The sequence below is a fragment of the Pseudomonas sp. Pseusp15 genome (assembly GCF_059492165.1).
On record NZ_CP168523.1, the window covers coordinates 3,849,411 to 3,870,854 of the forward strand.

At 57.4% G+C, this 21,444-nt stretch carries 20 protein-coding genes; 8 read left to right on the forward strand and 12 right to left on the reverse strand.

Going from position 1 to position 21,444, the window contains the following annotated elements:
- Window positions 1-9: 9 nt before the first annotated feature.
- The 7 genes from ACEN8R_RS17455 to acs form a co-directional block, all read right to left on the reverse strand.
- Window positions 10-990 (reverse strand): GlxA family transcriptional regulator, encoded by a 981-nt coding sequence (locus tag ACEN8R_RS17455; RefSeq protein WP_007934898.1) that lies wholly within the window; start codon window positions 988-990, stop codon window positions 10-12.
- A gap of 112 nt (window positions 991-1,102) precedes the next feature.
- Entirely contained in the window at window positions 1,103-1,867 is a 765-nt protein-coding gene (locus tag ACEN8R_RS17460) for an ABC transporter ATP-binding protein (RefSeq protein ID WP_007971015.1), read from the reverse strand.
- A gap of 27 nt (window positions 1,868-1,894) precedes the next feature.
- The gene (locus ACEN8R_RS17465; RefSeq protein WP_018926394.1) at window positions 1,895-3,007 is read right to left on the reverse strand and encodes a succinylglutamate desuccinylase/aspartoacylase family protein; all 1,113 of its coding nucleotides are present in this window, start codon (window positions 3,005-3,007) and stop codon (window positions 1,895-1,897) included.
- A 1-nt stretch (window position 3,008) separates the two neighbouring features.
- On the reverse strand, window positions 3,009-3,707 hold the full coding sequence (locus ACEN8R_RS17470) for an ABC transporter permease (protein ID WP_018926395.1): 699 nt from the start codon (window positions 3,705-3,707) through the stop codon (window positions 3,009-3,011).
- A complete protein-coding gene (locus tag ACEN8R_RS17475; RefSeq protein ID WP_007934894.1) occupies window positions 3,704-4,393 on the reverse strand; it encodes an ABC transporter permease in 690 nt (229 codons plus the stop codon). Before ACEN8R_RS17475 ends, ACEN8R_RS17470 begins: the two co-directional genes overlap by 4 nt.
- Window positions 4,394-4,483: 90 nt before the next feature.
- On the reverse strand, window positions 4,484-5,257 hold the full coding sequence (locus ACEN8R_RS17480) for an ABC transporter substrate-binding protein (protein ID WP_018926396.1): 774 nt from the start codon (window positions 5,255-5,257) through the stop codon (window positions 4,484-4,486).
- Between the two features lie 552 nt (window positions 5,258-5,809).
- Window positions 5,810-7,765 carry an acetate--CoA ligase gene (acs, locus tag ACEN8R_RS17485; RefSeq protein WP_018926397.1) on the reverse strand — a complete coding sequence of 652 codons (1,956 nt, stop codon included), beginning with the start codon at window positions 7,763-7,765 and terminating at the stop codon, window positions 5,810-5,812.
- A gap of 405 nt (window positions 7,766-8,170) precedes the next feature.
- Here acs and ACEN8R_RS17490 point away from each other — a divergent pair, with 405 nt between their 5' ends.
- The 4 genes from ACEN8R_RS17490 (at window position 8,171) to ACEN8R_RS17505 (ending at window position 11,701) form a co-directional block, all read left to right on the forward strand.
- Window positions 8,171-8,434, forward strand: coding sequence for a DUF2790 domain-containing protein (locus ACEN8R_RS17490; protein ID WP_018926398.1), 264 nt, complete (start codon window positions 8,171-8,173; stop codon window positions 8,432-8,434).
- A 184-nt stretch (window positions 8,435-8,618) separates the two neighbouring features.
- Window positions 8,619-8,891 (forward strand): hypothetical protein, encoded by a 273-nt coding sequence (locus ACEN8R_RS17495; protein WP_018926399.1) that lies wholly within the window; start codon window positions 8,619-8,621, stop codon window positions 8,889-8,891.
- Between the two features lie 655 nt (window positions 8,892-9,546).
- Window positions 9,547-10,797, forward strand: coding sequence for a ribonucleotide-diphosphate reductase subunit beta (locus ACEN8R_RS17500; protein WP_007934889.1), 1,251 nt, complete (start codon window positions 9,547-9,549; stop codon window positions 10,795-10,797).
- A gap of 388 nt (window positions 10,798-11,185) precedes the next feature.
- Window positions 11,186-11,701: a BRO-N domain-containing protein gene (locus ACEN8R_RS17505; RefSeq protein ID WP_026286447.1), complete on the forward strand. Its 516-nt coding sequence runs from the start codon at window positions 11,186-11,188 to the stop codon at window positions 11,699-11,701.
- 233 nt (window positions 11,702-11,934) lie between these two features.
- Here ACEN8R_RS17505 and ACEN8R_RS17510 read toward each other — a convergent pair whose 3' ends face one another.
- Window positions 11,935-12,747 (reverse strand): HNH endonuclease, encoded by an 813-nt coding sequence (locus ACEN8R_RS17510; RefSeq protein ID WP_018926402.1) that lies wholly within the window; start codon window positions 12,745-12,747, stop codon window positions 11,935-11,937.
- Between the two features lie 319 nt (window positions 12,748-13,066).
- On the opposite strand from ACEN8R_RS17510, the gene ACEN8R_RS17515 reads away from it, so the two are divergent.
- Window positions 13,067-14,056, forward strand: coding sequence for a hypothetical protein (locus tag ACEN8R_RS17515; RefSeq protein WP_495624220.1), 990 nt, complete (start codon window positions 13,067-13,069; stop codon window positions 14,054-14,056).
- A 3-nt stretch (window positions 14,057-14,059) separates the two neighbouring features.
- On the opposite strand, the gene ACEN8R_RS17520 is transcribed toward ACEN8R_RS17515, so the two are convergent.
- On the reverse strand, window positions 14,060-15,250 hold the full coding sequence (locus ACEN8R_RS17520) for a hypothetical protein (RefSeq protein ID WP_258613239.1): 1,191 nt from the start codon (window positions 15,248-15,250) through the stop codon (window positions 14,060-14,062).
- Window positions 15,251-15,353: 103 nt separating this feature from the next.
- The gene (locus ACEN8R_RS17525) at window positions 15,354-16,181 is read right to left on the reverse strand and encodes a sulfite exporter TauE/SafE family protein (protein WP_258613238.1); all 828 of its coding nucleotides are present in this window, start codon (window positions 16,179-16,181) and stop codon (window positions 15,354-15,356) included.
- Window positions 16,182-16,293: 112 nt separating this feature from the next.
- Between ACEN8R_RS17525 and ACEN8R_RS17530 the strand changes: the two genes are divergently transcribed.
- Entirely contained in the window at window positions 16,294-17,061 is a 768-nt protein-coding gene (locus ACEN8R_RS17530; protein WP_138866940.1) for an AraC family transcriptional regulator, read from the forward strand.
- A 51-nt stretch (window positions 17,062-17,112) separates the two neighbouring features.
- Here ACEN8R_RS17530 and bglX read toward each other — a convergent pair whose 3' ends face one another.
- The gene (bglX, locus tag ACEN8R_RS17535) at window positions 17,113-19,476 is read right to left on the reverse strand and encodes a beta-glucosidase BglX (RefSeq protein ID WP_477759263.1); all 2,364 of its coding nucleotides are present in this window, start codon (window positions 19,474-19,476) and stop codon (window positions 17,113-17,115) included.
- 254 nt (window positions 19,477-19,730) lie between these two features.
- Between bglX and ACEN8R_RS17540 the strand changes: the two genes are divergently transcribed.
- Window positions 19,731-20,048, forward strand: coding sequence for a helix-turn-helix domain-containing protein (locus tag ACEN8R_RS17540; protein ID WP_018926408.1), 318 nt, complete (start codon window positions 19,731-19,733; stop codon window positions 20,046-20,048).
- Between the two features lie 11 nt (window positions 20,049-20,059).
- Window positions 20,060-20,254: an XRE family transcriptional regulator gene (locus ACEN8R_RS17545; RefSeq protein WP_138866939.1), complete on the forward strand. Its 195-nt coding sequence runs from the start codon at window positions 20,060-20,062 to the stop codon at window positions 20,252-20,254.
- Between the two features lie 44 nt (window positions 20,255-20,298).
- On the opposite strand, the gene ACEN8R_RS17550 is transcribed toward ACEN8R_RS17545, so the two are convergent.
- Window positions 20,299-21,357: an MBL fold metallo-hydrolase gene (locus ACEN8R_RS17550; RefSeq protein WP_026286448.1), complete on the reverse strand. Its 1,059-nt coding sequence runs from the start codon at window positions 21,355-21,357 to the stop codon at window positions 20,299-20,301.
- Between the last annotated feature and the right edge of the window lie 87 nt (window positions 21,358-21,444).

Here is a 21,444-nt window from a genome sequence, read left to right on the forward strand (position 1 = left end):
GTTGATCGATCAACCGCGCTCCGACGGCACCGACGACAACTCGAACGGGCTGCTGCTGCGCCGCTGGTTGCGATCCTCCCGCGGCGTAGCACCGAAGAAGTTGCGATAGGCACTGGAGAAATGCGGCCCCGAAGAGAAGCCACACGACAGGCCGATCTGAATGATCGACTTGCTGGTTTGCATCAACATCTGCCGGGCCTTGTTCAGGCGCAGTTCCAGGTAGTACTGGCTCGGCACACGGTTGAGGTACTGCTTGAAGATCCGCTCCAGCTGCCGACGCGATACGCACACATGCTGGGCGATTTCGTCGGTGGTCAGCGGCTCTTCGATGTTGGCTTCCATCAGCAACACCGCCTGGGTGAGCTTCGGATGACTGGAACCCAAGCGGTTCTGCAAAGGAATACGCTGGCGCTCGCCGCCCTCGCGAATGCGTTCGACCACCAGTTCTTCCGACACCGCACCGGCCAGTTCGGCGCCGTGATCGCGGGCCAGCACCGCCAGCAACAGGTCGAGCACCGACATGCCGCCGCACGCGGTCAAGCGGTCACGATCCCAGTCGAACAGGTGACTGGTGGCAATCACCTTCGGGAAACGCTCAGCGAAATCGTCCTGCCAGCGCCAATGCACGGCAGCGCGATAACCGTCGAGCAAACCCAATTGCGCCAATGGGTAAACACCGGCGGACAAACCACCGATCACACAACCGGCGCGCACCAGTTGTTTCAGCGCACTGCTGAGCGGCGGCGCGAGAGAAGTCGGTGGTTCGTCGGCGAGCAGGAACAGTTTCTGAAAGTTTTCGAGCTTGCCGGCCCATGGCTCACCGGGCAATTGCCAGGCGCCGTCGGTCGGCGGTTCGGCCTGCAAAAACGACAATTCGTAAACAACGTCCGGGTGCACACGCTGGGCAACACGCAAGGCCTCCTCAGCCAGCGCAAGCGTCAGAGCTTTAGTGCTGGGCCAAATCAGGAAACCAATTCGATGGGCAGTCATGGCGGGCAATCCGAAACGAAAACAGTGTTAAAGCCAAAGGCGGCTGCAACCAAATTAGACCATCTGGCGCGCGGTGCGCAGCATGACCTAATTTGGTGCGTAACGGGAGCGATTACTTGAGGCTGCCCGAGAGGAATTGTTGCAAGCGTTCCGACTGCGGATTGACCAGCACTTCGCGCGGGTTGCCGCTTTCTTCGACGACGCCTTTGTGCAGGAACACCAGCTGGTTCGACACTTCACGGGCAAAGCCCATTTCGTGCGTCACCACCACCATGGTCCGGCCTTCCTGTGCCAGGGCCTGCATGACTTTCAGCACGTCACCCACCAACTCCGGGTCGAGGGCCGAGGTCGGTTCGTCGAACAGCATCACTTCGGGTTCCATCGCCAGCGCACGGGCAATCGCCACACGTTGCTGCTCGCCACCGGACATGTGCCCTGGGTAGGCGTCCTTGCGATGGGCCACACCGACCTTGTTCAGGTAGTGCTCGGCTTTCTCGCGGGCTTCGGCCTTGGACACACCGAGCACATGCACCGGCGCTTCCATGATGTTTTCCAGCGCGGTCATGTGCGACCACAGATTGAAATGCTGGAACACCATCGACAGGCGCGAACGCATGCGTTGCAGCTGTTTCGGGTCGGCGGCTTTCAGCGCGCCGTCCTTGTTGGCAACCAGTTTCAACTCTTCGTTGTTGAGCAGGATCTTGCCCGCGTGCGGCTGCTCGAGCAGGTTGATGCAACGCAGGAAAGTACTTTTGCCGGAGCCACTGGAGCCGATGATGCTGATCACATCGCCAGCCGCCGCTTTCAGGGACACGCCCTTGAGCACTTCGTGACTGCCATAGCGTTTATGCAGGTCTTGGACTTCAAGTTTGTACATGCGGTCGGTTCTCACAAAAACAGTCAGTCAGTCGTTGAGCAAGCGCCCGTGACGCAGCGCTTCGCGCCCCGCCACCTTGGCCAGCCAGAAACCGGGTTGGGCGTAACGCAGCCGTTCAATGGCAAACAGCACCCCGGACGTACCAGCACACACCGTGCTGACCCGATCCGCCAGCGGATCGATCACTTCAAAAATCTCGTCGCCCGCTTCAACCCATTCACCGGGTTTACGCAGAAAACTCAGCACGCCAGGATGCGGCGCGAACAGTAATTCGGTGCCTTCGAACGGCATGCCTTCGCACGCGTCTTGCGCAGGCTTGGGCCATTCACCGCCGATCAAGCCTTGCTCGGCGAGGAACGCCAGAATGCCTTCGGCGTGAGCTTCTGCCTCAGCGCGACCGGTATCGGCCTGACCACCCAGTTCGATGGTCGTCGCCAGGCAGGCCAGTGGAATCTGCGCATCCGGGAACAGACGCGACAAACGCAGCCACGGCAGCGAGCACGCTTCGTCAAAGGAACTGCCGCCGGAATCTTCCGCCAGCAGACCGACCTTGACGTTCAAGTGCGCAGCCAGTGAACGCCAGTGCGACCAGTGTTGCGGCAAGGCGTACATGTGCAGCGCCGCTTCGCAATCGCAATGCAGATCCAGCACCACGTCAGCGGTGCAGGCATGGCTGAGCAAGATGCGCTGCATGCCTTGCAACTGGCTGCTCGCCTCAGGCAAAGCTGCCAGGTGATCGCTCATGGCCTGACGGATCAGTCGAATATTGGCATGCGGATCATCACCCAGATGCCCATCGAGTTCGGCGGCCACCGGCGCGCTGAGTTCGACGAAATCCCGGTTGAAGTTCTTGCCACTGCCCGCTTCGAAACGCCCCTGATGATTGCCTTGCAGCAATTGACCCAGGCCCAATGGATTGGCCACCGGCACCAGTTCGATCACACCGTTGAGCAAGCCTTGAGCTTCAAGTTCGGTCAGGCGTTTTTTCAGCTCCCAGGCCGTGCGCATCCCCGGCAGTTCATCGGCGTGCAGGCTGGCCTGGATATAGGCCTTGCGCTCGCCAGCGCCGAAGCGGAACACCGAGATCCGGCGTTCACTGCCCAGGTGGCTCCACGGCAAAGCATGATCGATACGTTCCATATCAATGCTTCCGCGGGGCCAGATAGCCCAGCCAGCGGTGTTCGGCCATTTTGAACAGGCGCACCAGAATGAACGTCAGGCACAGGTAGAACGCGCCGGCGGTGATGTAGGCTTCGAACGGCAAGTAGAACTGAGCGTTGACCGTGCGCGCGGCACCGGTGATGTCGATCAGGGTCACGATCGACGCCAGACTGGTGGTCTGCAGCATCATGATCACTTCGTTGCTGTACTGCGGCAGCGCCCGGCGCAGGGCCGATGGCAGCAGGATCCGCTTGTACATCTTGATTCGCGACATGCCCATGGCCTTGGCCGCTTCGATCTCGCCGTTCGGCGTGGCGCGCAGGCTGCCAGCGATGATTTCGGCGGTGTAGGCGCTGGTGTTGATCGCGAAGGCCAGGCACGCACAGAACGAGGCACTGGACAGCCATGGCCAGAGGAAGCTTTCACGCACGGTTTCGAATTGCGCCAGACCGTAGTAGATCAAGAACAGCTGCACCAGCATCGGCGTGCCGCGGATCACGTAGGTGAACAGCCAGGCACTCATGTTGACCAGCGGCTGCTTGGAGACGCGCATCAGCCCCAGCGGCAGCGCCGCCAGCAAACCGAAGAACAGCGACAGCGCGAGCAGTTTGAGGGTGGTCACCAGTCCGCCGAAGTACAGCGGCAAAGCATCCCAAATGACGTTGTAGTCGAAGATCATAGCTCAGCCGCCCTTACGCCTACCGAGTAGCGCTTCTCAAGATGACGCAATGCCAGCAACGAGACGCTGGTGATCACCAGGTACATCGCCGCCACCGCGAGGAAGAAGGTGAAAGGCTCGCGGGTAGCGTCTGCCGCCTGCTTGGCCTTGAACATCATGTCTTGCAGACCCACCACCGAAATCAGCGCGGTGGCCTTGGTCAGTACCAGCCAGTTGTTGGTGAAGCCCGGAATCGCCAGGCGAATCATCTGCGGCACCAACACCCGGAAGAACACCTGAAAACTGCTCATGCCGTACGCCATACCGGCTTCTGCCTGACCTTTGGGGATCGCCATGAACGCACCACGGAAGGTTTCCGACAGGTACGCACCGAAGATGAAGCCCAGGGTGCCGATACCGGCGGCCAACGGGTTCAGGTCGATGTAGTCGTCATAGCCGAGCATCGGCGCAACGCGGTTGAGCAGGTCCTGGCCGCCGTAGAAAATCAGCAGGATCAGCACCAGATCGGGAATACCGCGGATCACCGTGGAATACAGATCGCCCAGCCAGGCCAGCCAGCGCACCGGCGACAGACGCAGCGCAACGCCGATCAGCCCCAGGACGATGGCCAGGGCCATGGACGACAAGGCGAGCTGAAGCGTCAGCCATGCGCCATCGAGGATGACAGCCCCGTAGCCTTTCAACATGATTCAGGTCCTCGAAAGTTGGGATGAAAAAATGGCGCAAACCTCAGAGATCCTGTTGCTTGCGCCATTTCGGACTTGTTGCGGGGACGATTACTTGCCGTAGATATCGAAGGCGAAGTATTTGTCCTGGATTTGCTTGTACTTGCCGTTCGCGCGAATGGCCGCGATCGCGGTGTTGATCTTGTCTTTCAGCGCGTCGCCCTTGCGAACCGCGATCCCTACGCCGTCGCCGAAGTATTTGACGTCGGTGAAGGCAGGGCCAACGAAGGCGAAGCCCTTGCCGGCGTCGGTTTTCAGGAAGCCGTCATCCAGCAGGGTAGCGTCTGCCACGGTGCCGTCGAGGCGGCCAGCGGCCACGTCGAGGTAGATTTCGTTCTGCGAACCGTAAGGCTTGATCTCGGCACCCAGCGGGGCCAGGACTTCGCGGGCGAAACGCTCGTGGATCGAACCACGTTGCACGCCGATGTTCTTGCCCTTCAGCTCAGTCAGGTTTTCGCTGACCTGGGTGCCGGCTTTCATGACCAGGCGAGCCGGGGTGTTGTAGTACTTGTTGGTGAAGTCCACGGACTTCTTGCGGTCTTCAGTGATCGACATGGACGACAGGATCGCGTCGATCTTGCGCACCTTGAGTGCCGGGATCAGGCCGTCGAACTCTTGCTCGACCCACTGGCACTTGACCTTCATCTCTTCGCACAGGGCGTTGCCGATGTCGTAGTCGAAACCCACGATGCTGCCGTCCGGTGCTTTGGAGGCGAACGGAGGGTAAGCCGCTTCGATACCGATTTTCAGAGGTTTTTCATCGGCGAATGTCGGCAGGGACAGCACGGACAGTGCCAGGGCGCCAAGCAGCACGAGTTTCTTCATCTTGGGACTCCATCGGTAAAGGGCAAAAACGGCAGAGTGAGCGACAGCCCAATATGCGAATGGTTAAACCAAAAAGCGGTGCTGCGTCCTAGGAACCGTGCGCTGATTTCAACGCAGGCAACGACGAGCGAGTGATTGGCATTCTAACGACAGGCCCGAAGCCGATATTTCTTCAATGCGACAACAAATTACAGAAGCACCGAGAATGCCGCTTGGGCACGTTGACAGCTCTGCAATTTCATGCAAGAGCAAAAGACAGTGAACCGATCTATGTTGCAAATTGCGGGCCTATTATTGGCAAACCCTTCTAATCCGGCAAGCGTAGCGTTGTGTCTTATTTTTCATGACGATTGAGAAGCCCTGAAACGGGGCTTTGCGTTTCCCAATGCCTCGTTATCGGGCAGGCGGTTACACATTCAGTTACTTGAAAGGTGATGGGTAACAGTGGGAAAGGGCCTACGGGGGAAGCCGATAATTATTGGTTGAAGATCAGTACGAAAAAGCCCCACCAGGCTCAACACCTGGCAGGGCTTCGATGACTCCGAATGCCACTTACGCAACATTCATCGTCTTGTGCGTATCAATCAAATGCTGCACCACACCCGGATCGGCCAGGGTGGAGATATCGCCCAACCCGTCGTATTCCGCCGTGGCAATCTTGCGCAGAATCCGGCGCATGATCTTGCCCGAACGGGTTTTCGGCAGGCCCGGCGCCCATTGAATGACATCCGGCGAGGCAATCGGGCCAATCTCTTTACGCACCCAGTTCTTCAGCTCCAGGCGCAGTTGCTCGCTCGGCTCTTCACCCGCATTCAACGTGACGTAGACATAAATGCCCTGCCCCTTGATGTCGTGCGGTACACCCACCACCGCCGCTTCGGCGACTTTCGGGTGAGCGACCATCGCGCTTTCGATCTCGGCGGTGCCCATGCGGTGCCCGGAAACGTTGAGCACGTCATCCACGCGACCGGTGATCCAGTAGTAACCGTCCGCATCACGACGCGCACCGTCACCGGTGAAGTACATGCCACGGAAAGTCTTGAAGTAGGTGTCGACGAAACGGTCATGGTCGCCATACAGCGTACGCGCCTGGCCTGGCCACGAGTCGAGGATCACCAGGTTGCCCTCGGCAACGCCTTCGATGATGTTGCCCAGGTTGTCCACCAACGCCGGCACCACGCCGAAGAACGGCCGTGCTGCCGAGCCAGGTTTCAGCGCGTGAGCGCCCGGCAGCGGGCTCATCATGTTGCCGCCTGTTTCGGTCTGCCACCAGGTATCCACGATCGGGCAACGGGATTGGCCGACATTCTTGTAGTACCAATCCCACGCTTCCGGGTTAATCGGCTCACCGACCGAACCCAACAGACGCAGGCTGCTGCCATCGGCGCCTTCAACAGCGGCGGTGCCCGACGCCATCATCGCGCGGATCGCGGTCGGCGCGGTGTAGAGGATGTTGACCTTGTGCTTGTCGACAACCTTCGCCACCCGAGTGATGTCCGGATAGTTCGGCACGCCTTCGAACAGCACCGTGGTCGCGCCATTGGCCAGCGGGCCGTAGACGATATAAGTGTGGCCGGTGACCCAACCAACGTCGGCGGTGCACCAGTAAATTTCGCCCGGGCGGTAGTCGAACACGCGCTCGTGGGTCATCGCCGCATACAGCAGGTAACCGCCGGTGGTGTGCTGCACGCCCTTCGGCTTGCCGGTGGAGCCAGAGGTATAAAGGATGAACAGCGCCTCTTCGGCGCCCATCTCTTTCGGCGCGCAGACACTGCCCGCCACTTTCATCAGGTCTTCGTACCAGATGTCGCGATGCTGGTTCCACTTGATGTTGCCACCGGTGCGCTTGCACACAATGACTTTCTGGATGCTGCTGGTTTCCGGGTTGGTCAGCGCGTCGTCGACGTTAGCCTTGAGCGGGATCTTCTTGCCGGCACGAACGCCTTCGTCTGCAGTGATCACCACTTTCGAGCGGCAGTCGATGATGCGACCGGCCAGGGCTTCCGGCGAGAAACCACCGAACACCACCGAGTGAATCGCGCCGATCCGGGTGCAGGCCAGCATGGCGACCACGGCTTCGGGGATCATCGGCATATAGATGGTCACCACATCGCCACGGTGCACATCCTGGCCGCGCAAGGCGTTGGCGAACTTGCAGACTTCTTCGTGCAGCTCGCGGTAGGTGATGTTGCGGCTTTCGGCAGGGTCATCCCCTTCCCAAATAATCGCGACTTGATCGCCACGCTCGGCCAGATGACGGTCGAGGCAGTTGTAGGAAACGTTCAGCGTGCCGTCAGCGAACCATTTGATATCGACATGGTGATCGTCGAAGGACGTCTGCTTCACCGTGGTGAAAGGCTTGATCCAGTCAAGGCGCTTGGCTTGTTCGCGCCAGAAGCCGTCCGGGTTGACGACCGATTGCTGGTACATGGCCTTGTAAGTGGCCTCGTCAGTCAGCGTATTGGCTGCTACCTCGGGACGAACGGGATACAAAGAAGCCGCACTCATCTTTCTTACCTCGGTGGAATAGTTGTTTTTGTATGGCCCCAGTTGTAGCCGGGGCGGGCCTATAGAACCATTCGACGATGGTAGTAACAAGCCCCTACAAAATGTGGCTATACCGCGACGAAGCGCTCAAACCCGGCTATTGCGGGGCCTCGCAGGAGCTGGCGAAGCCTGCGATCTTTTGATCTTCGCGGAGATTGTTACCAAATCTGCCAAAAGTGTTTATCAAAAGCACAGCTATATGCCCGCCATCCCCAAGCCTAAAATCAGCCTCGCCAACACGGCAAAGTGATTAACCCAGTTGCAGCCCCCACGAAGGCAGTTAATCCAAGACTCTTTACTAAAGCTCCACACGCAATCCTAAAAAGATTGCGTGACCCCATTCGACCTCAGAAAGGTAACTTTTAAATGAAAGCTTTATTGGTTCTGGCCCTCAGCAGTCTGTGCGCAACCGCCATGGCAGACGAGGCTCCGACTGATGCCGCAAAACAACAACCCGTCGTCGAGGAATACACCTACTCCACCCATCTGGACATCGCCAAAGTTGTCTCGATGAGCGAAATCCCGAATGTCTGCGAAGTAGTCCCGGCCAAAATGGTCTACGACGACTCCAAAGGCCAGCGACACATTCTGCGCTACAGCGTCATGGGTAACGGCTGCTCCAACGGCTGATCCGCCCCACTTTTATCTCCCGAGGCTCGACCCATCCTTTTTTAGAGACCAGATGAAGCGCCGAGCCTCGCATCGATAAACACGATTGTTTTAAGCATTTATTTGCACTTTTCAATCAAATTATCTGGCGTAGTATGAATTCCACACCAAGGCACACAACGCCAATGAACCTGGAGCCACTACCATGAAAACCAAACTGATCCTCGCCCTGACCCTTTCCATCCTGGCCGCCAACACCTTCGCCGCCGATGGCTACGACCGCACTGGCTCGGCTGCTTTCAACGACGCGGCTGTCGCTTCTGACGGATACGACCACACCGGTTCCGCCTCTTTCGCGGCTGACGGTTTTGATCGTACGGGTGCTGCCAAAGTCGCCGCCGATGGCGCTGATCACATCGGTGCAGCCAAAGTTGCCGCTGATGGTACTGACCGCGTGGGTGCCGCTCGTTTCAGCTGAAACCGGGCGCGACATCACAGCCCGACTTCGGTCGGGCTTAGTTGTGTCTGGAGTGGTTGAAAATCGACCAAAACCACAACATGTAGTGAAAAACAGGGTTTTTTGGTTGTTTTTTGAGCAACGCTTTTCAAGCCCCTTTGCAGCTCAGAATTGCACACAATCTCGTCCACAAAACCCCGTCTATTGCTCTGTAAGCCCCGTCCCATCTGGCTTGCGCTGCCACAGCTGCCCGTAACGACGCAAACACCCCGGCCTCACCGTCAAAAACCAGCCGAAACAGGCGAAAAAAAAACTTCCTCCGCCAAAGCCCTGTAAACCCTCGCTCCAACCTGAAAACGCCCCTCGCCGAGCCCTCCAGGTGCTATTTCGCCGCACCACGGGGCCGAAAATTTCCTTATAATGCGGACTTAAACGGGCCTGCAATATTCCCTTACAGGGGTGAAAAGCCAGTCTGAAGCCCACGCAGAGCGGTTCACGTTCTCTGCGCCCATCAGCGGCTTCGGAATACCCGTACAAAATTCTGTTTATTGCCTGCGTTGTACTGCTGCAACAAACGATTTCCTTTAGATCCAACGCGGCCAGAACCGGCCGTGTGAAAAACCAACCTATCAGTTTTCACACGGGCAACTGGCCCTCACGCAGGAGACGACACGTCATGCTGAGCTGGGACGAATTCGACAAAGAAGATGACGGCGAAGTCGCTGTAAAAGGCGCCAATGCCGGCCACGCTTCTGAAGCCAACATGGACCGCCTCGACAGCGCCGGTGGTGCCGCCGCTCAAGAGGCCCGCGCCGTGACCGCGACGGACTCCGCCGCCATCGCCCGCGCCAAGGCTGCCCTGGATTCCCTCGACGTCGCCGAAGGCCTCGCCGAACTGGAAGGCGCCTCTGCCCGTGTAGCTGTCGATGAAAAGCGCATGATCAACTGCCGCGCCGACCTCAACCAGCTCGTGCCATTCAAATACGACTGGGCATGGCAGAAGTACCTGGACGGCTGCGCAAACCACTGGATGCCGCAAGAAGTCAACATGACCGCCGACATCGCCCTCTGGAAAAACCCGGAAGGCCTGACCGACGACGAGCGCCGCATCGTGATGCGCAACCTCGGCTTCTTCTCCACCGCCGACTCCCTGGTTGCCAACAACCTGGTCCTGGCCGTGTACCGCCTGATCACCAACCCGGAATGCCGCCAGTACATCCTGCGCCAGGCCTTCGAAGAGGCGATCCACACCCACGCCTACCAGTACTGCATCGAATCGTTGGCCATGGATGAAGGCGAAATCTTCAACATGTACCACGAGATCCCATCGGTCGCAAAAAAAGCCACCTGGGGCCTGAAATACACCCGTTCGATCTCCGATCCGAAGTTCGAAACCGGCACCGTCGAAACCGACAAAGAGCTGCTGCGCAACCTGATCGCCTACTACTGCGTTCTGGAAGGCATCTTCTTCTACTGCGGCTTCACCCAAATCCTCTCCATGGGCCGCCGCAACAAAATGACCGGCGTCGCCGAGCAGTTCCAATACATCCTGCGCGACGAATCCATGCACCTGAACTTCGGCATCGACGTGATCAACCAGATCAAAATCGAAAACCCGCACTTGTGGGATGCCGAGATGAAGGAAGAAGCTTCGCAGATGATTCTGCAAGGTACTCAGCTGGAGATCGAATACGCTCGGGATACCATGCCACGCGGCGTACTCGGCATGAATGCGGCGATGATGGAGGATTACCTGAAGTTCATCGCTAACCGTCGGTTGTCGCAGATTGGGTTGAAGGAAGAGTATCCAGGGACGACTAACCCGTTCCCTTGGATGAGCGAGATCATGGACTTGAAGAAAGAGAAGAATTTCTTTGAGACTCGGGTTATTGAGTATCAGACTGGTGGGGCGTTGAGCTGGGATTGATTTCCGAGCTCGCCGTGATTTGATGATGTAAATCGAAAAATCGAATTGCAAGAGGCCCCGATCTGATCGGGGCCTTTTTATTGGGTAAGAAGATTCTCACTGATTCGACCCTCATTACCAAAACTCCTACAACAATTCCAGCACCGTCCGCATTGATGTCGTTTCAGAGCATCTCTAAGCTCTATAGCAGGTGCCTAAGAAACGCCCAACGTAGAAGCTAACTTCTTTTCCACAGTACGCGCGCTGATATCAGCGATATATGCGTAATCCTGTGAGGGGGAGAAACAGCCTGTTGGGATTCTTAGATCCTCTACGTCGGGTTCCGGCCCTCTTCCACTCATACGTAGAGGTAATGGATATGCCTGCAGAAACTCCACACCGATCGGTCATGCGTGATCCCTTTAGGCCGACGATATTCACCCGCCACAACCTTCACCTCCATGCCCTTCTTCTTGAAAATCAACCATGGTTCTGCGCCCGCGATGTTGGCCGTTTGATGGGTGTCCATCTGAGTAATCGTATGGTCAACAAACTGGATAATGATCAGCGTCGCGTTTTGTGGATTGAGTATTTCCGGCAACCAGAAAAACAGTTGATGCTCAGCGAGTCCGGCGTGTATGCGCTGTTGGTGTATCACTACGTTCCAGGGAATCGGTTGCTACGAGAGTGGTTGACCCATCAGGTGGTGCCGGCCTTGCGCGATGCAGAGCAATCTGAAAATTCAGATCGGCCGATGTTGAGCTTGTTGGATTGGCCGGAAATGTCGTTGAGTCTGCTGCATTGGCATAATGAAGGTTGGATTCGGTTACGGGATATGCCTTACCTGTTAAATGATCAGACTCAAAGTCGGGTGAATGTGCCGAAACCATGGTGGCGGAGGGTCGTTCAGGTGTTTCAGTCGTAGAAGCATTCGACGGGCTAGGCGCCGTGTTTTTAGGAATGCCAGCGAAATCCGTAGCTATTTTTAGCAATTCGCAGACAGCTTTGATTACCAAGTATTGCCCGAGGGTTTTCAACCCTCGGGCAATTGTATCGATATCCCAAGTTAGGGTGATCAGAAGCCGAAGTGTTCAGTCGTCCGACAAGCAAATCACTTCAAACTTCCCTGCAACACTCCTCTTACAGCACACAGCTACCTTAGGTTAAGTTGTCGAAAACCCAACGCCCACTGAGAATGCCTTTCAGTTGTTCAACGCTCAGCAACTGGTTGGGCTTTTTATGAACAACCGCGTGGCAATTTGCGCAGAGTGTAATCATGTCGGTTGCTGGATCTACCACCTGGTCTTCTTCATATTCAGAAATGGGCTTCACATGGTGTACGTGGATAAAGCCTTTCGCGTGCTCGCCGTAAGCCTTCTCAAAATCAAATTCACAGGCGTTACATCGAAGCCCGTGAATTTTGATTGCTTGCAGCCTAAGCTTTGGGTTGCGCTCATATCTAACGCCGTAATAGGCGACTTTTTTCCCTTCAATGCCGGTAACTCTAGTCTCAAACTCCTGCGCGCCATCGATTGGGCTAGAACCGTCATCCAGTTGCGTCTTCAGCACCGCGTGAGAGCAAATTCTGTCAAATACGGCTTGATCAATTTCCCGAGCACTTCTGCGCCAATAATTGTTTTTTAGTTTTTGAGGAATTGGCTCAAGGTATTCCCCATCAATTTTGTTCGGGACTGCAAACTCAAAAGGCTTGAAATCCTCAATATCAGCAAACAGATCACCCTTTGTGCTGTCCTTGTCCGCATATATCTTCCCTACTCGAGCAACACCAAAATAGTGTGGGTTCGCACTCAGGCGCTGATCCGAAAAAGCCTTATTTTTCATTTTCCCTTTGTAGTACAGCACCTCCATTCCTTCGGAGAGCACCGGTCTGTACTGCTTTGGGAAGTGATACCGGGCCCCGGTTTTATCGGACCACTTCGATACATCATTTTCGGCAATGACAGCAGGCATCCATTCATCCTCATAACAGAAGATGAAGCCTACCAAACAACATGAAAATTCCTACAGGCTTCGCGAAAAAACCCCACATTTCGATCAGCAAAGGAAGAGTTTCGCTCCAGCAGCTCCAGCAGCTCAATCAAACCCCGCAGAAACATCTCCTTTTTTACAGATGCCGTAGATAGCAAAATCGTAACTGCACCTCATCGTGCGCGAGGCCAAACGTGCCACGCGTACGCCCAAGGATTGAAGATATTGACGAATTAAGAGGTGCGTTATCACGCCCCTCCCGCTATTAATACCCTTCCCCACTCAAGGACCCGAGCCCACCATGAAATTCGACCTCGCCTACTGCCTCAGCCTCGACGACAAGCTGTCGATCTATGACGTGCGCGATTTGAATTTCGACGAGACGATGGAGTTCGATTCCGCCAAGGAGCATTTCCAGTGCCCCAACGATGCTTGCCGTTTGGCGTTTGATGCGGCCAACGTGTTGGGGACGTTCAACGCCAAGAATGTGAATTACGTGCGCACGCCGCACTTCAAGAACATGCCGAGCACGCGGCATGTCGAGGGTTGTCCTTATGTCAGTCTGAAGACGCCGGCGTCGGGCCTGGAGACGGACGGGGCGGAGTCGGATGACGGTCGGGAGGAGCATTTTCCGTCGGAGTTGTTGCTGACTCGGCGTGAGTATGTGCGTAAGCCTGCGAGCCCGGCGGTGGCAGCGGATGTTTTGCGCGATGCCCCAACACTCACTTCAGCGAGCAGTAACGTCGAGCAGCCAAGCCGGGAGTCGGCGCCGGACAAGACCAGTGTCTTCGCCCATCCCGTTGAGTGTTTTGTGTCGAACTTCGCGGACAAGGAGCTGCTCAAGCGCATGCCGCTGAAGATTGGCGAGCACACGGCGCCTTATGGGTCGTTCTTCAAGAAGATCGAGTACCTGCAGGACAACAAGGGGCTGATTTACTGGGGCAAGATCAAGGAGATCAAGGATTACACCCAGAGCTTTCGCATCGATTTCGAACAGAAGGTCTGGTTCAAGCAAGCGGACGGGGCGAAGAAGAAGCCTTATTCGGTGAACGTTTACCTGAGCAAGAAGCTGATCGACAACTACCGCAAGCGCAAGGCGTTTCTGGAAGAGATCAAGCACGCCGTCGACAGTGACGCCGAGTTGTATTGCTTCTTTTATGGCGTGACGCCGGAGTTGAAGCAGGTGCCGAGCAAGAAAAACCCCGAACAGACGTTCGGGGTGTTCAGTGCCAACATCGAGAACCTGGATCACTTCATTATTCGGGAAGCGCCGGGGTTGGCAGCAGGCTAAGGATTAGTTGCGAGGCAGTTCGAGTTTGACCGCGCCGGGATGTTGCTTGACCACGGCGTATGGCAGCACTGACCAGCCAGGATCATCGCAATTACGTTGTACGCGGGCGAAGTACGGTCCCAGGTACAGGCCTTTTGCGGTGAAGTGCCAGTTGGAATAACCCCAAACGCTTTCGTCGGTGTAGTCGCAGCTGTCCTCGTCCGCCGGCTTCTGCATTTCCTCGGGGTACAGCGCGGTGAATTGCTTGATCAGCCATGGTACGAACACTTCGCGCTGATAGGTGAATCGTGCCTTGCTCTCTTCCTCGGTCAACGATGTATCGCTCGCGCCGTCGCGGTCGGCGTGCAGCAGCGGCTTGCCGTTACCCACCCACAGCACGTCTTCCAGCGACAGGCTATGGCCGGTGTGAACGTCGAGGTTGATCGGCGAATTGCCAAAGTCCGGGTGAGCGCCGCCGCAGCTGTAGCTGGTGGAGATGTTCAGGCTGACCACATCGGGCGACAGGAATTGGGGGGCGACGCCTTGGTCGAATTCGGCATATTCCCCACCTCCCAGCAAGCAGCCGTGGTAGTTGATGACTTCGCTCCAGAGCCGCTCCAACAATTGCTGATTGATCCGCTGCTGGTCAGCTTTCGGGTAGCCGGACTCGATGCTGAACATGGAGAGACCGGACGCGGGCTCCGTCCACCATTGCAGGTCGTAGCCCATGAAGGACTCTTTCTTGCCTGGTTTGAGTTTCAAGCCTTGCAGACGCAGATACTCGTAGGGGTCGCTTTTCGGCAGCGCGGCGATGAAGGGCAAGGCGTCTGCTGCCGGTGCCGGGAGCTTGGCCTCGGTCAACAGCACTTTCAGGACTTTACCCTTGGGGCTTTTCCATTCGCCTTGCCAGCCGTTGGCCGTTTCTTGCAACTTCAGGATTGCCAGGGGTTTGTCTTCGCTGTAGCGGCTGTCGCCTTCGGTTAGCGTCAGGGTCTCTTCTTGCAGCGAGCCGCTCAGCCCCAGGTCGCGATGGTATTTCTCATAGAAGTAGCGGCCGGTGACTTCGTCCGGCTGGTTGGTGTTGAGCTCCAGCACGATCGGCATCTTGCCCAAGGTGCCGGTGAACACTCGTCTCCCGTCCTCGGCATGAGCAGTGGAACACAGCATGAGTAACAGCGTGGCGACTGGCGCCAGGCGTAACAATCCTTTGAACATTGATCGATCCCTGAATGAGTCGGAAGCCGCGCCGGGCAGGTTGCATGCGGCGCAGATTGAACGGGGGACGGATTATGGCGAGGTTGCAGGGGAGAATCGAGCCTCACACGCCCCACTTCGTCGCCATGCTGAGCATCACCACTACCAGCAAACCAATATAAACCCGCGCATGCACCCGATCCGGTATCCGCCCGATCCACGGCGTGGCCAGCCGAATCCCCACCAGCGACCCAACCGTCAGCAGCGCAAACGCCAGCACGTCCACATAGCCGACAAACCACGCCCCCAGATCAAACTCGGTAAACCCCGCCATCGCCATATAGGTCAGCGTTCCGGCCACCGCAACCGGAAGACTCAATGGATTAGCCATGGATGTGGCTTGCGACATGCTGAGGCCACAGCGTCTTAGCAACGGCACGGTCATGACGCTACCGCCCACCCCAAGAAACGTGGCGATAGCGCCAATTCCCACACCGCCGCCAGACACTTCTGCCCCGCCCAATCGCCGTGGGATTTCGATGTAGGACTGTGTAAGAAAACCGCGTCTGAACAAGCAGTCCAGAATGGTCACGCCCAGGTAAACGATGAAGGCAGAACGGATCAGCTCACCACTCGCCCACGTCGCGGCCGCAGCTCCGACGATCGCGCCCAAGCCGATGAACCCGCCCAACGGCCACAGGTAATGGCGAATGAGATTGCCCGCGTGGTGATGTTTTCTGGTGGCGATTAGCGCATTGACGATCATCACGCAGGTCGAGGTGGCTACGGCAATGTGCATCGCCGCTTGGCCGATGGGGTCGTCGATGCCGTGGCTGGCCGTGAGCATGCGGTACAGCAAGGGCACGACGACAAATCCGCCGCCGAAGCCGAATAGCACAGCGGTGACGCCGGTCATGCAGCCGAAGAGTGCCAGCAAGAGGTAGAAGAACATCGCGCATCGTCCGTGGGTTGAGAGTGGCCGACGATAGAGCGACGGGGCTTGGCCTGCTTCAGCAAGTCAGCCAATAATATTTGCGTTTACGCCAACCGCTGGGTGCCGCTCGATGCGCAATGTTTCAATTGATCTGCTGGACGACACGCCACGGCCGGTGGTGGCCATCGGCACGGATTACCCCGACGGTCATCGGTTGCCGCGCCATACCCATCGGCGGGCGCAGTTGTTGTATGGCGCCACGGGGGTGATGCAGGTGAGCACGCTCGACGGCAATTGGGTGGTGCCGCCGCAGCGGGCGGTGTGGATTCCGCCAGGGGTGGCGCATGAGGTGTTGATGCTGGGGGTGAGCACTCGCAGTGTGTATATCGAACCGGGGGCGGTTGATCTGGGCAGCCGCTGCCAGGTGATCAGTGTTTCGCCGTTGCTGCGGCATTTGTTGATGGAGGCGGTGGAGGTTGCGCTGGAGTACGACGAGGCCGGGCGCGATGGGGCGCTGATCGACTTGTTGCTGCATGAACTGGCGCGCAGTGCTCACCTGCCATTGCACATTCCGTTGCCTGTGGATTCGCGGTTGCTCGGGTTGTGTCAGAGGTTTCTCCGGCAACCGAACGCTCACCAATCGCCGCAGCAATGGGCCGATGAGTTGCATATCAGCCTGCGTACGTTCAATCGTCTGTTCCGCCAACAAACCGGGCTGAGTTTCAGCCAATGGCGGCAGCGGGCCTGCGTGGTGCTGGCCTTGGCGCGGCTGGCGGTGGACACACCGGTGACGCGCATTGCCCTGGATTTTGGTTATGAAAGTCCGGCGGCGTTTTCGACCATGTTCCGTCGGGTGCTGGGACAGGCCCCGTCCGTTTGGTTGGAGGGGACGAAATGACCACTAAAGCCATCCGCGAAGATTGCACCGCGGTTTCTCAGGTATTACGCATCATCGTTCTTCGTGGGCAAGTCGGATCGCCGCACCGCTCGCGTCTACAGGTTCTGCACTGGGCGGATGATTGTCTTGAGTGGCTTGTTCTGACAGCAATTCAAAGCTCTGCTCCTTCACATCCTGGGAATCCAGGCCGATTTGCACCCGGAACTCACCCGGCTCGGCGACGTATTCCAGTTGGGCATTGAAGAACTTCAAGTCGTTCTCGTTAATGCTGAAGTGGACTGCTCTCTCCTCGCCGGCCTTGAGCATGATTTTTTGAAAGTTTTTCAGTTCTTTGACCGGCCGGGCGACGGAGGCAACGACATCGCGGATATACAGCTGAACCACCGTTTCGCCGTCACGCTGGCCGGTATTTTTCACCATGATGCTGGCGACGAGGTTGTCGGTCTTGTTCAGTGTGGTCGAAGACAGGGCCATGTCGGTCAGGCTGAAATCGGTATAGCTCAGCCCATAGCCGAAGGGGTAAAGCGGCCCATAGGATTGATCGAAATATTGCGACGTGTAGTTGCGAAGCGCACCCGGCAGGTACGGACGGCCGGTGTTCAGGTGGCTGTAGTAATTGGGGATCTGCCCCACGGAACGTGGAAAGGTGATGGGTAATTTGCCGGACGGGTTGTAGTCACCGAACAATACATCCGCAACGGCGTTGCCTCCCTCGGTACCGCTGTACCAGGTTTCCAGAATCGCATCGGCCTGTTTCTGCTCCTTGCCGATCGACAACGGCCGACCGTTCATCAATACCAGTACCAGCGGCTTGCCGGTGGCTTTCAGGGCGGTGATCAATTCACTCTGGCGCCCCGGCAGATCGAGGCTGGTTCGACTGGCCGCTTCATGGGACATGCTGCGGGGCTCGCCCACCACGGCGATGACAACATCGGCTTGCTGTGCAACCTTGACTGCTTCGTCAATCATTTCTTCTGCCGGGCGAGGGTCGTTGGCGATTTCAGACACGCCCTGGTATTCCAGGTATTTAACAACCTCCTGATCCTCCTCGAGATTGGCGCCTCGGGCATAGATCAGCGAGCCCTGGCTCATCGCGCTTTTCAACCCGTCGTAGATCGTCACCGATTGCGCGGGCACACCACTTGCAGACCAACTGCCCATGATATCGACGGTACTTTTTGCCAACGGGCCGATGAGCGCGATCGTGCTCTCTTTTTTCAGCGGCAAGAGCCCGTTTTCATTCTTCAACAGCACCAGTGTCTTGCGTGCCACTTCACGGGCCTGCGCTCTGTGCAGATGGTTTTCGGCGTTGTTATCAGCAGCGCTTTCACTGGCAGCGCCGAGGCGCCGGTAAGGGTCTTCGAATAGCCCCATGTCGTACTTGGCACCCAGTACTTCCCGCACCGCGTCATCAATATCGCTCTGGGAAATGGCGCCAGACTCAAGCAGCCCTGGTAACTCCGGCCCATAGGAGGAGTCGTTCATGCTCATATCAATGCCGGCCCTGATGGCGAGCCTGGCCGCGTCGCGAGGATTCCTCGCAACACCGTGCTGAACCAGATCGGTGACCCCGTTATGGTCGCTGATGACCAGTCCCTTGAAGCCCCACGCTTTGCGAAGCAGGTCCTGCATCAACCATTTATTGGCCGCCGCCGGTACACCATTTATCGAGTTAAGCGCCGCCATGACGGCTCCCGCGCCACCCTCGATCGCCGAACGATAAGGTGGCAGGTAGTCCTGGTACATTCGGGTCAGGCCCATGTCGACGCTGTTGTAGTCGCGCCCCCCCTCGACAGCCCCATACAACGCAAAGTGCTTGGCGCTGGACATGATGCTGTCGGGCGCGTTCAGGCTTTGTCCCTGGTAGGCCTGGACCATCACTCTGGCAATGCGCGAAACCAGATAGGTGTCTTCACCGAAGCCTTCGGATGTGCGCCCCCAGCGAGGATCACGGGCGACATCGATCATCGGGGCGAAGGTCATATCGATACCGTCCGCACTGGCTTCTTTCGCCGCCGTTCGACCGCTCAACTCGATGGCGTCCATATCCCAACTGGAGGCCAAGGCCAGGCCAATGGGGAAAATGGTTCGATGACCGTGTATCACGTCCCAACCGAAAAACATCGGTATCTTCAGGCGGCTTTGTTGAGCCGCGTCCTGCATGGGGCGGTTTACATAACGGCTCACAGAGCCATACGTCCCCCCGATTCGCCCGGCAGTGATCTCCTGGCAGATTTTTTCGGGCGTCATCTTGTCATCGATAGCGATCAGCCGCAGTTGGCCGACTTTTTCGTCGAGGGTCATCTGATTGATGAGGTTGGTGACAAAGGCATCTTTGTCTGGCGATGCCGTATCGGCCAGGACCGGCAGAGTTGTAAAGCTGATCAGGGCACATAGCAGACGTAGTCTTTTCATGATTCCCTTCCCCGCGTAACGCTGTGGCGCACTGCGTTTGAAACGCCACCTTTCCGGCATTGAAGATCAGAAGGCTGACGTTCAATCATTTGGAGCTTTCAGGAAACCGCCTAGAGACAGCGTAGTCGGTCCAACGCCCCTGCCTGAGCGAAAAAAGAGAATCGATCAAAAAATGAGTTTGATCCGGGCGCAAAACAACTGTACAAAAACACAGTACATTTTCGAATCGCCACGCTCGATCCCCGGAGAAAACCATGGCCTCTCTTGCAATGAAAATCACCCTGGAACGCATCGCCCTCTTCCAGTTCACCCCCGCCCACTGCGCCCAGGCCCGAGCGATGCTGGGTTGGAGTGTGGAAGAGTTGTCCGAGGAATCCGGGGTTTCCGTTGACGCCATCCAGCGATTCGAGGCGCAGCGTAATGTGCTGGATGTCACGCGGCTGGCGTTGGCGTATCGGTTTGAATCGCAAGGCCTGGTGTTCTTCCCGGGGTTTGCACCGGGCCGAGGGATGAATGTGAAAGGGTCCACACCGAACCCGGTGGGGCGGGCGGATTATGCGATGGTTGAGTGAGGTTGCAGCAGATGCGGGCCAAAGCCGAACACGTTATGAAAATAGGCATGCTCCTCGAAACCGGTCGGCTGAGTCAGGCTGAGGCGGCCCATAGGCTTGGATTGTCTGAGGAGGAACTGAACGAAATACTCCGTGGAGAATTTTGCGATCTGACCGTGGCAAAAATCTCGGAATATACAAAGCCGTTACTGGACGAACGCAGCTGAAAAGTCCGGGGCGCGTGCCCCGCCAGCGCCCCGGCAGCACAACATCAAGCGTTCTGCACGGTCGCCTGATCGCTTACATCTTCCACACCCAACCACCACGCGCCACCACGCTGCGGATACATCACGTTGAACGCCTCGCCCATTTGCGGCGTGGTGATCGACACGTTCCGTTCCCAGGCCAGCGCCAGAATACGGTCGAAAGGTTCGTACCAGGCGTGCATCGACAGGTCGAAGGTGCCGTTGTGGATCGGCAGCAACCAGCGCCCTTTAAGGTCGATGTGCGCTTGCAGGGTTTGCTCGGGCTGCATGTGCACGTGAGGCCACTCGACGTTGTAGGCGCCGGTTTCCATAAGGGTCAGGTCGAATGGGCCGTACTGCTCGCCGATGCGTTTGAAGCCGTCGAAGTAGCCGCTGTCGCCACTGAAGAAAATCCGCGTATCGCCGTCGATCATCACCCACGATGCCCAAAGGGTGCTGTTACCGTCGAACAGCCCGCGACCGGAAAAGTGCTGCGAAGGTGTGGCTACGAATTGAAGGCCATCGACCTCGGTGCCCTGCCACCAATCCAGTTGGCGCACTTTGCTGGCGTCGATGCCCCACTTGATCAGGGTGTCCCCCACGCCCAGGGGCGTGAGGAAGTAGCGGGTCTTGTCCGCCAGTTTGAGCACGGCCTGATAATCGAGGTGGTCGTAGTGATCGTGGGACAGGATCACCGCTTCAATCGGCGGCAGGTCTTCGAGGCTGATCGGCGGCTGGTGGAAACGCTTGGGGCCGGCCCATTGCACGGGAGAGGCGCGTTCGGCGAAGACCGGGTCGGTGATCCAGAACTTGTCCTGCAGCTTGAGCAGAAGTGTGGAATGGCCCAGGCGATAGACGCTGTGGTTAGGCGCGGCAATCAACGCCGCCTGGGTCAGGGTTTGCACCGGAACGGGGGCCGACGGCCGGGTGTCGTGCGGTTTGTTGAAGATGAAGTTCCACAGGATGCGCAAGGTTTTGCGAAAGCCTTCGCGCTGCACCGGCACATGGTTTCGGTACTGCCCTTGAGCCTGTCGGGACGCTTCAGGCGTTGAAGCGTTGTTCGCTGGGGAAGTTGAAGTGTCCATGACTGAATGACTCCAGAAAAACCGCACAATCGACGATTTTCCGCTTGGGACGATAAATGGCCAAGGCATGCACGCATCAGCCGAAGA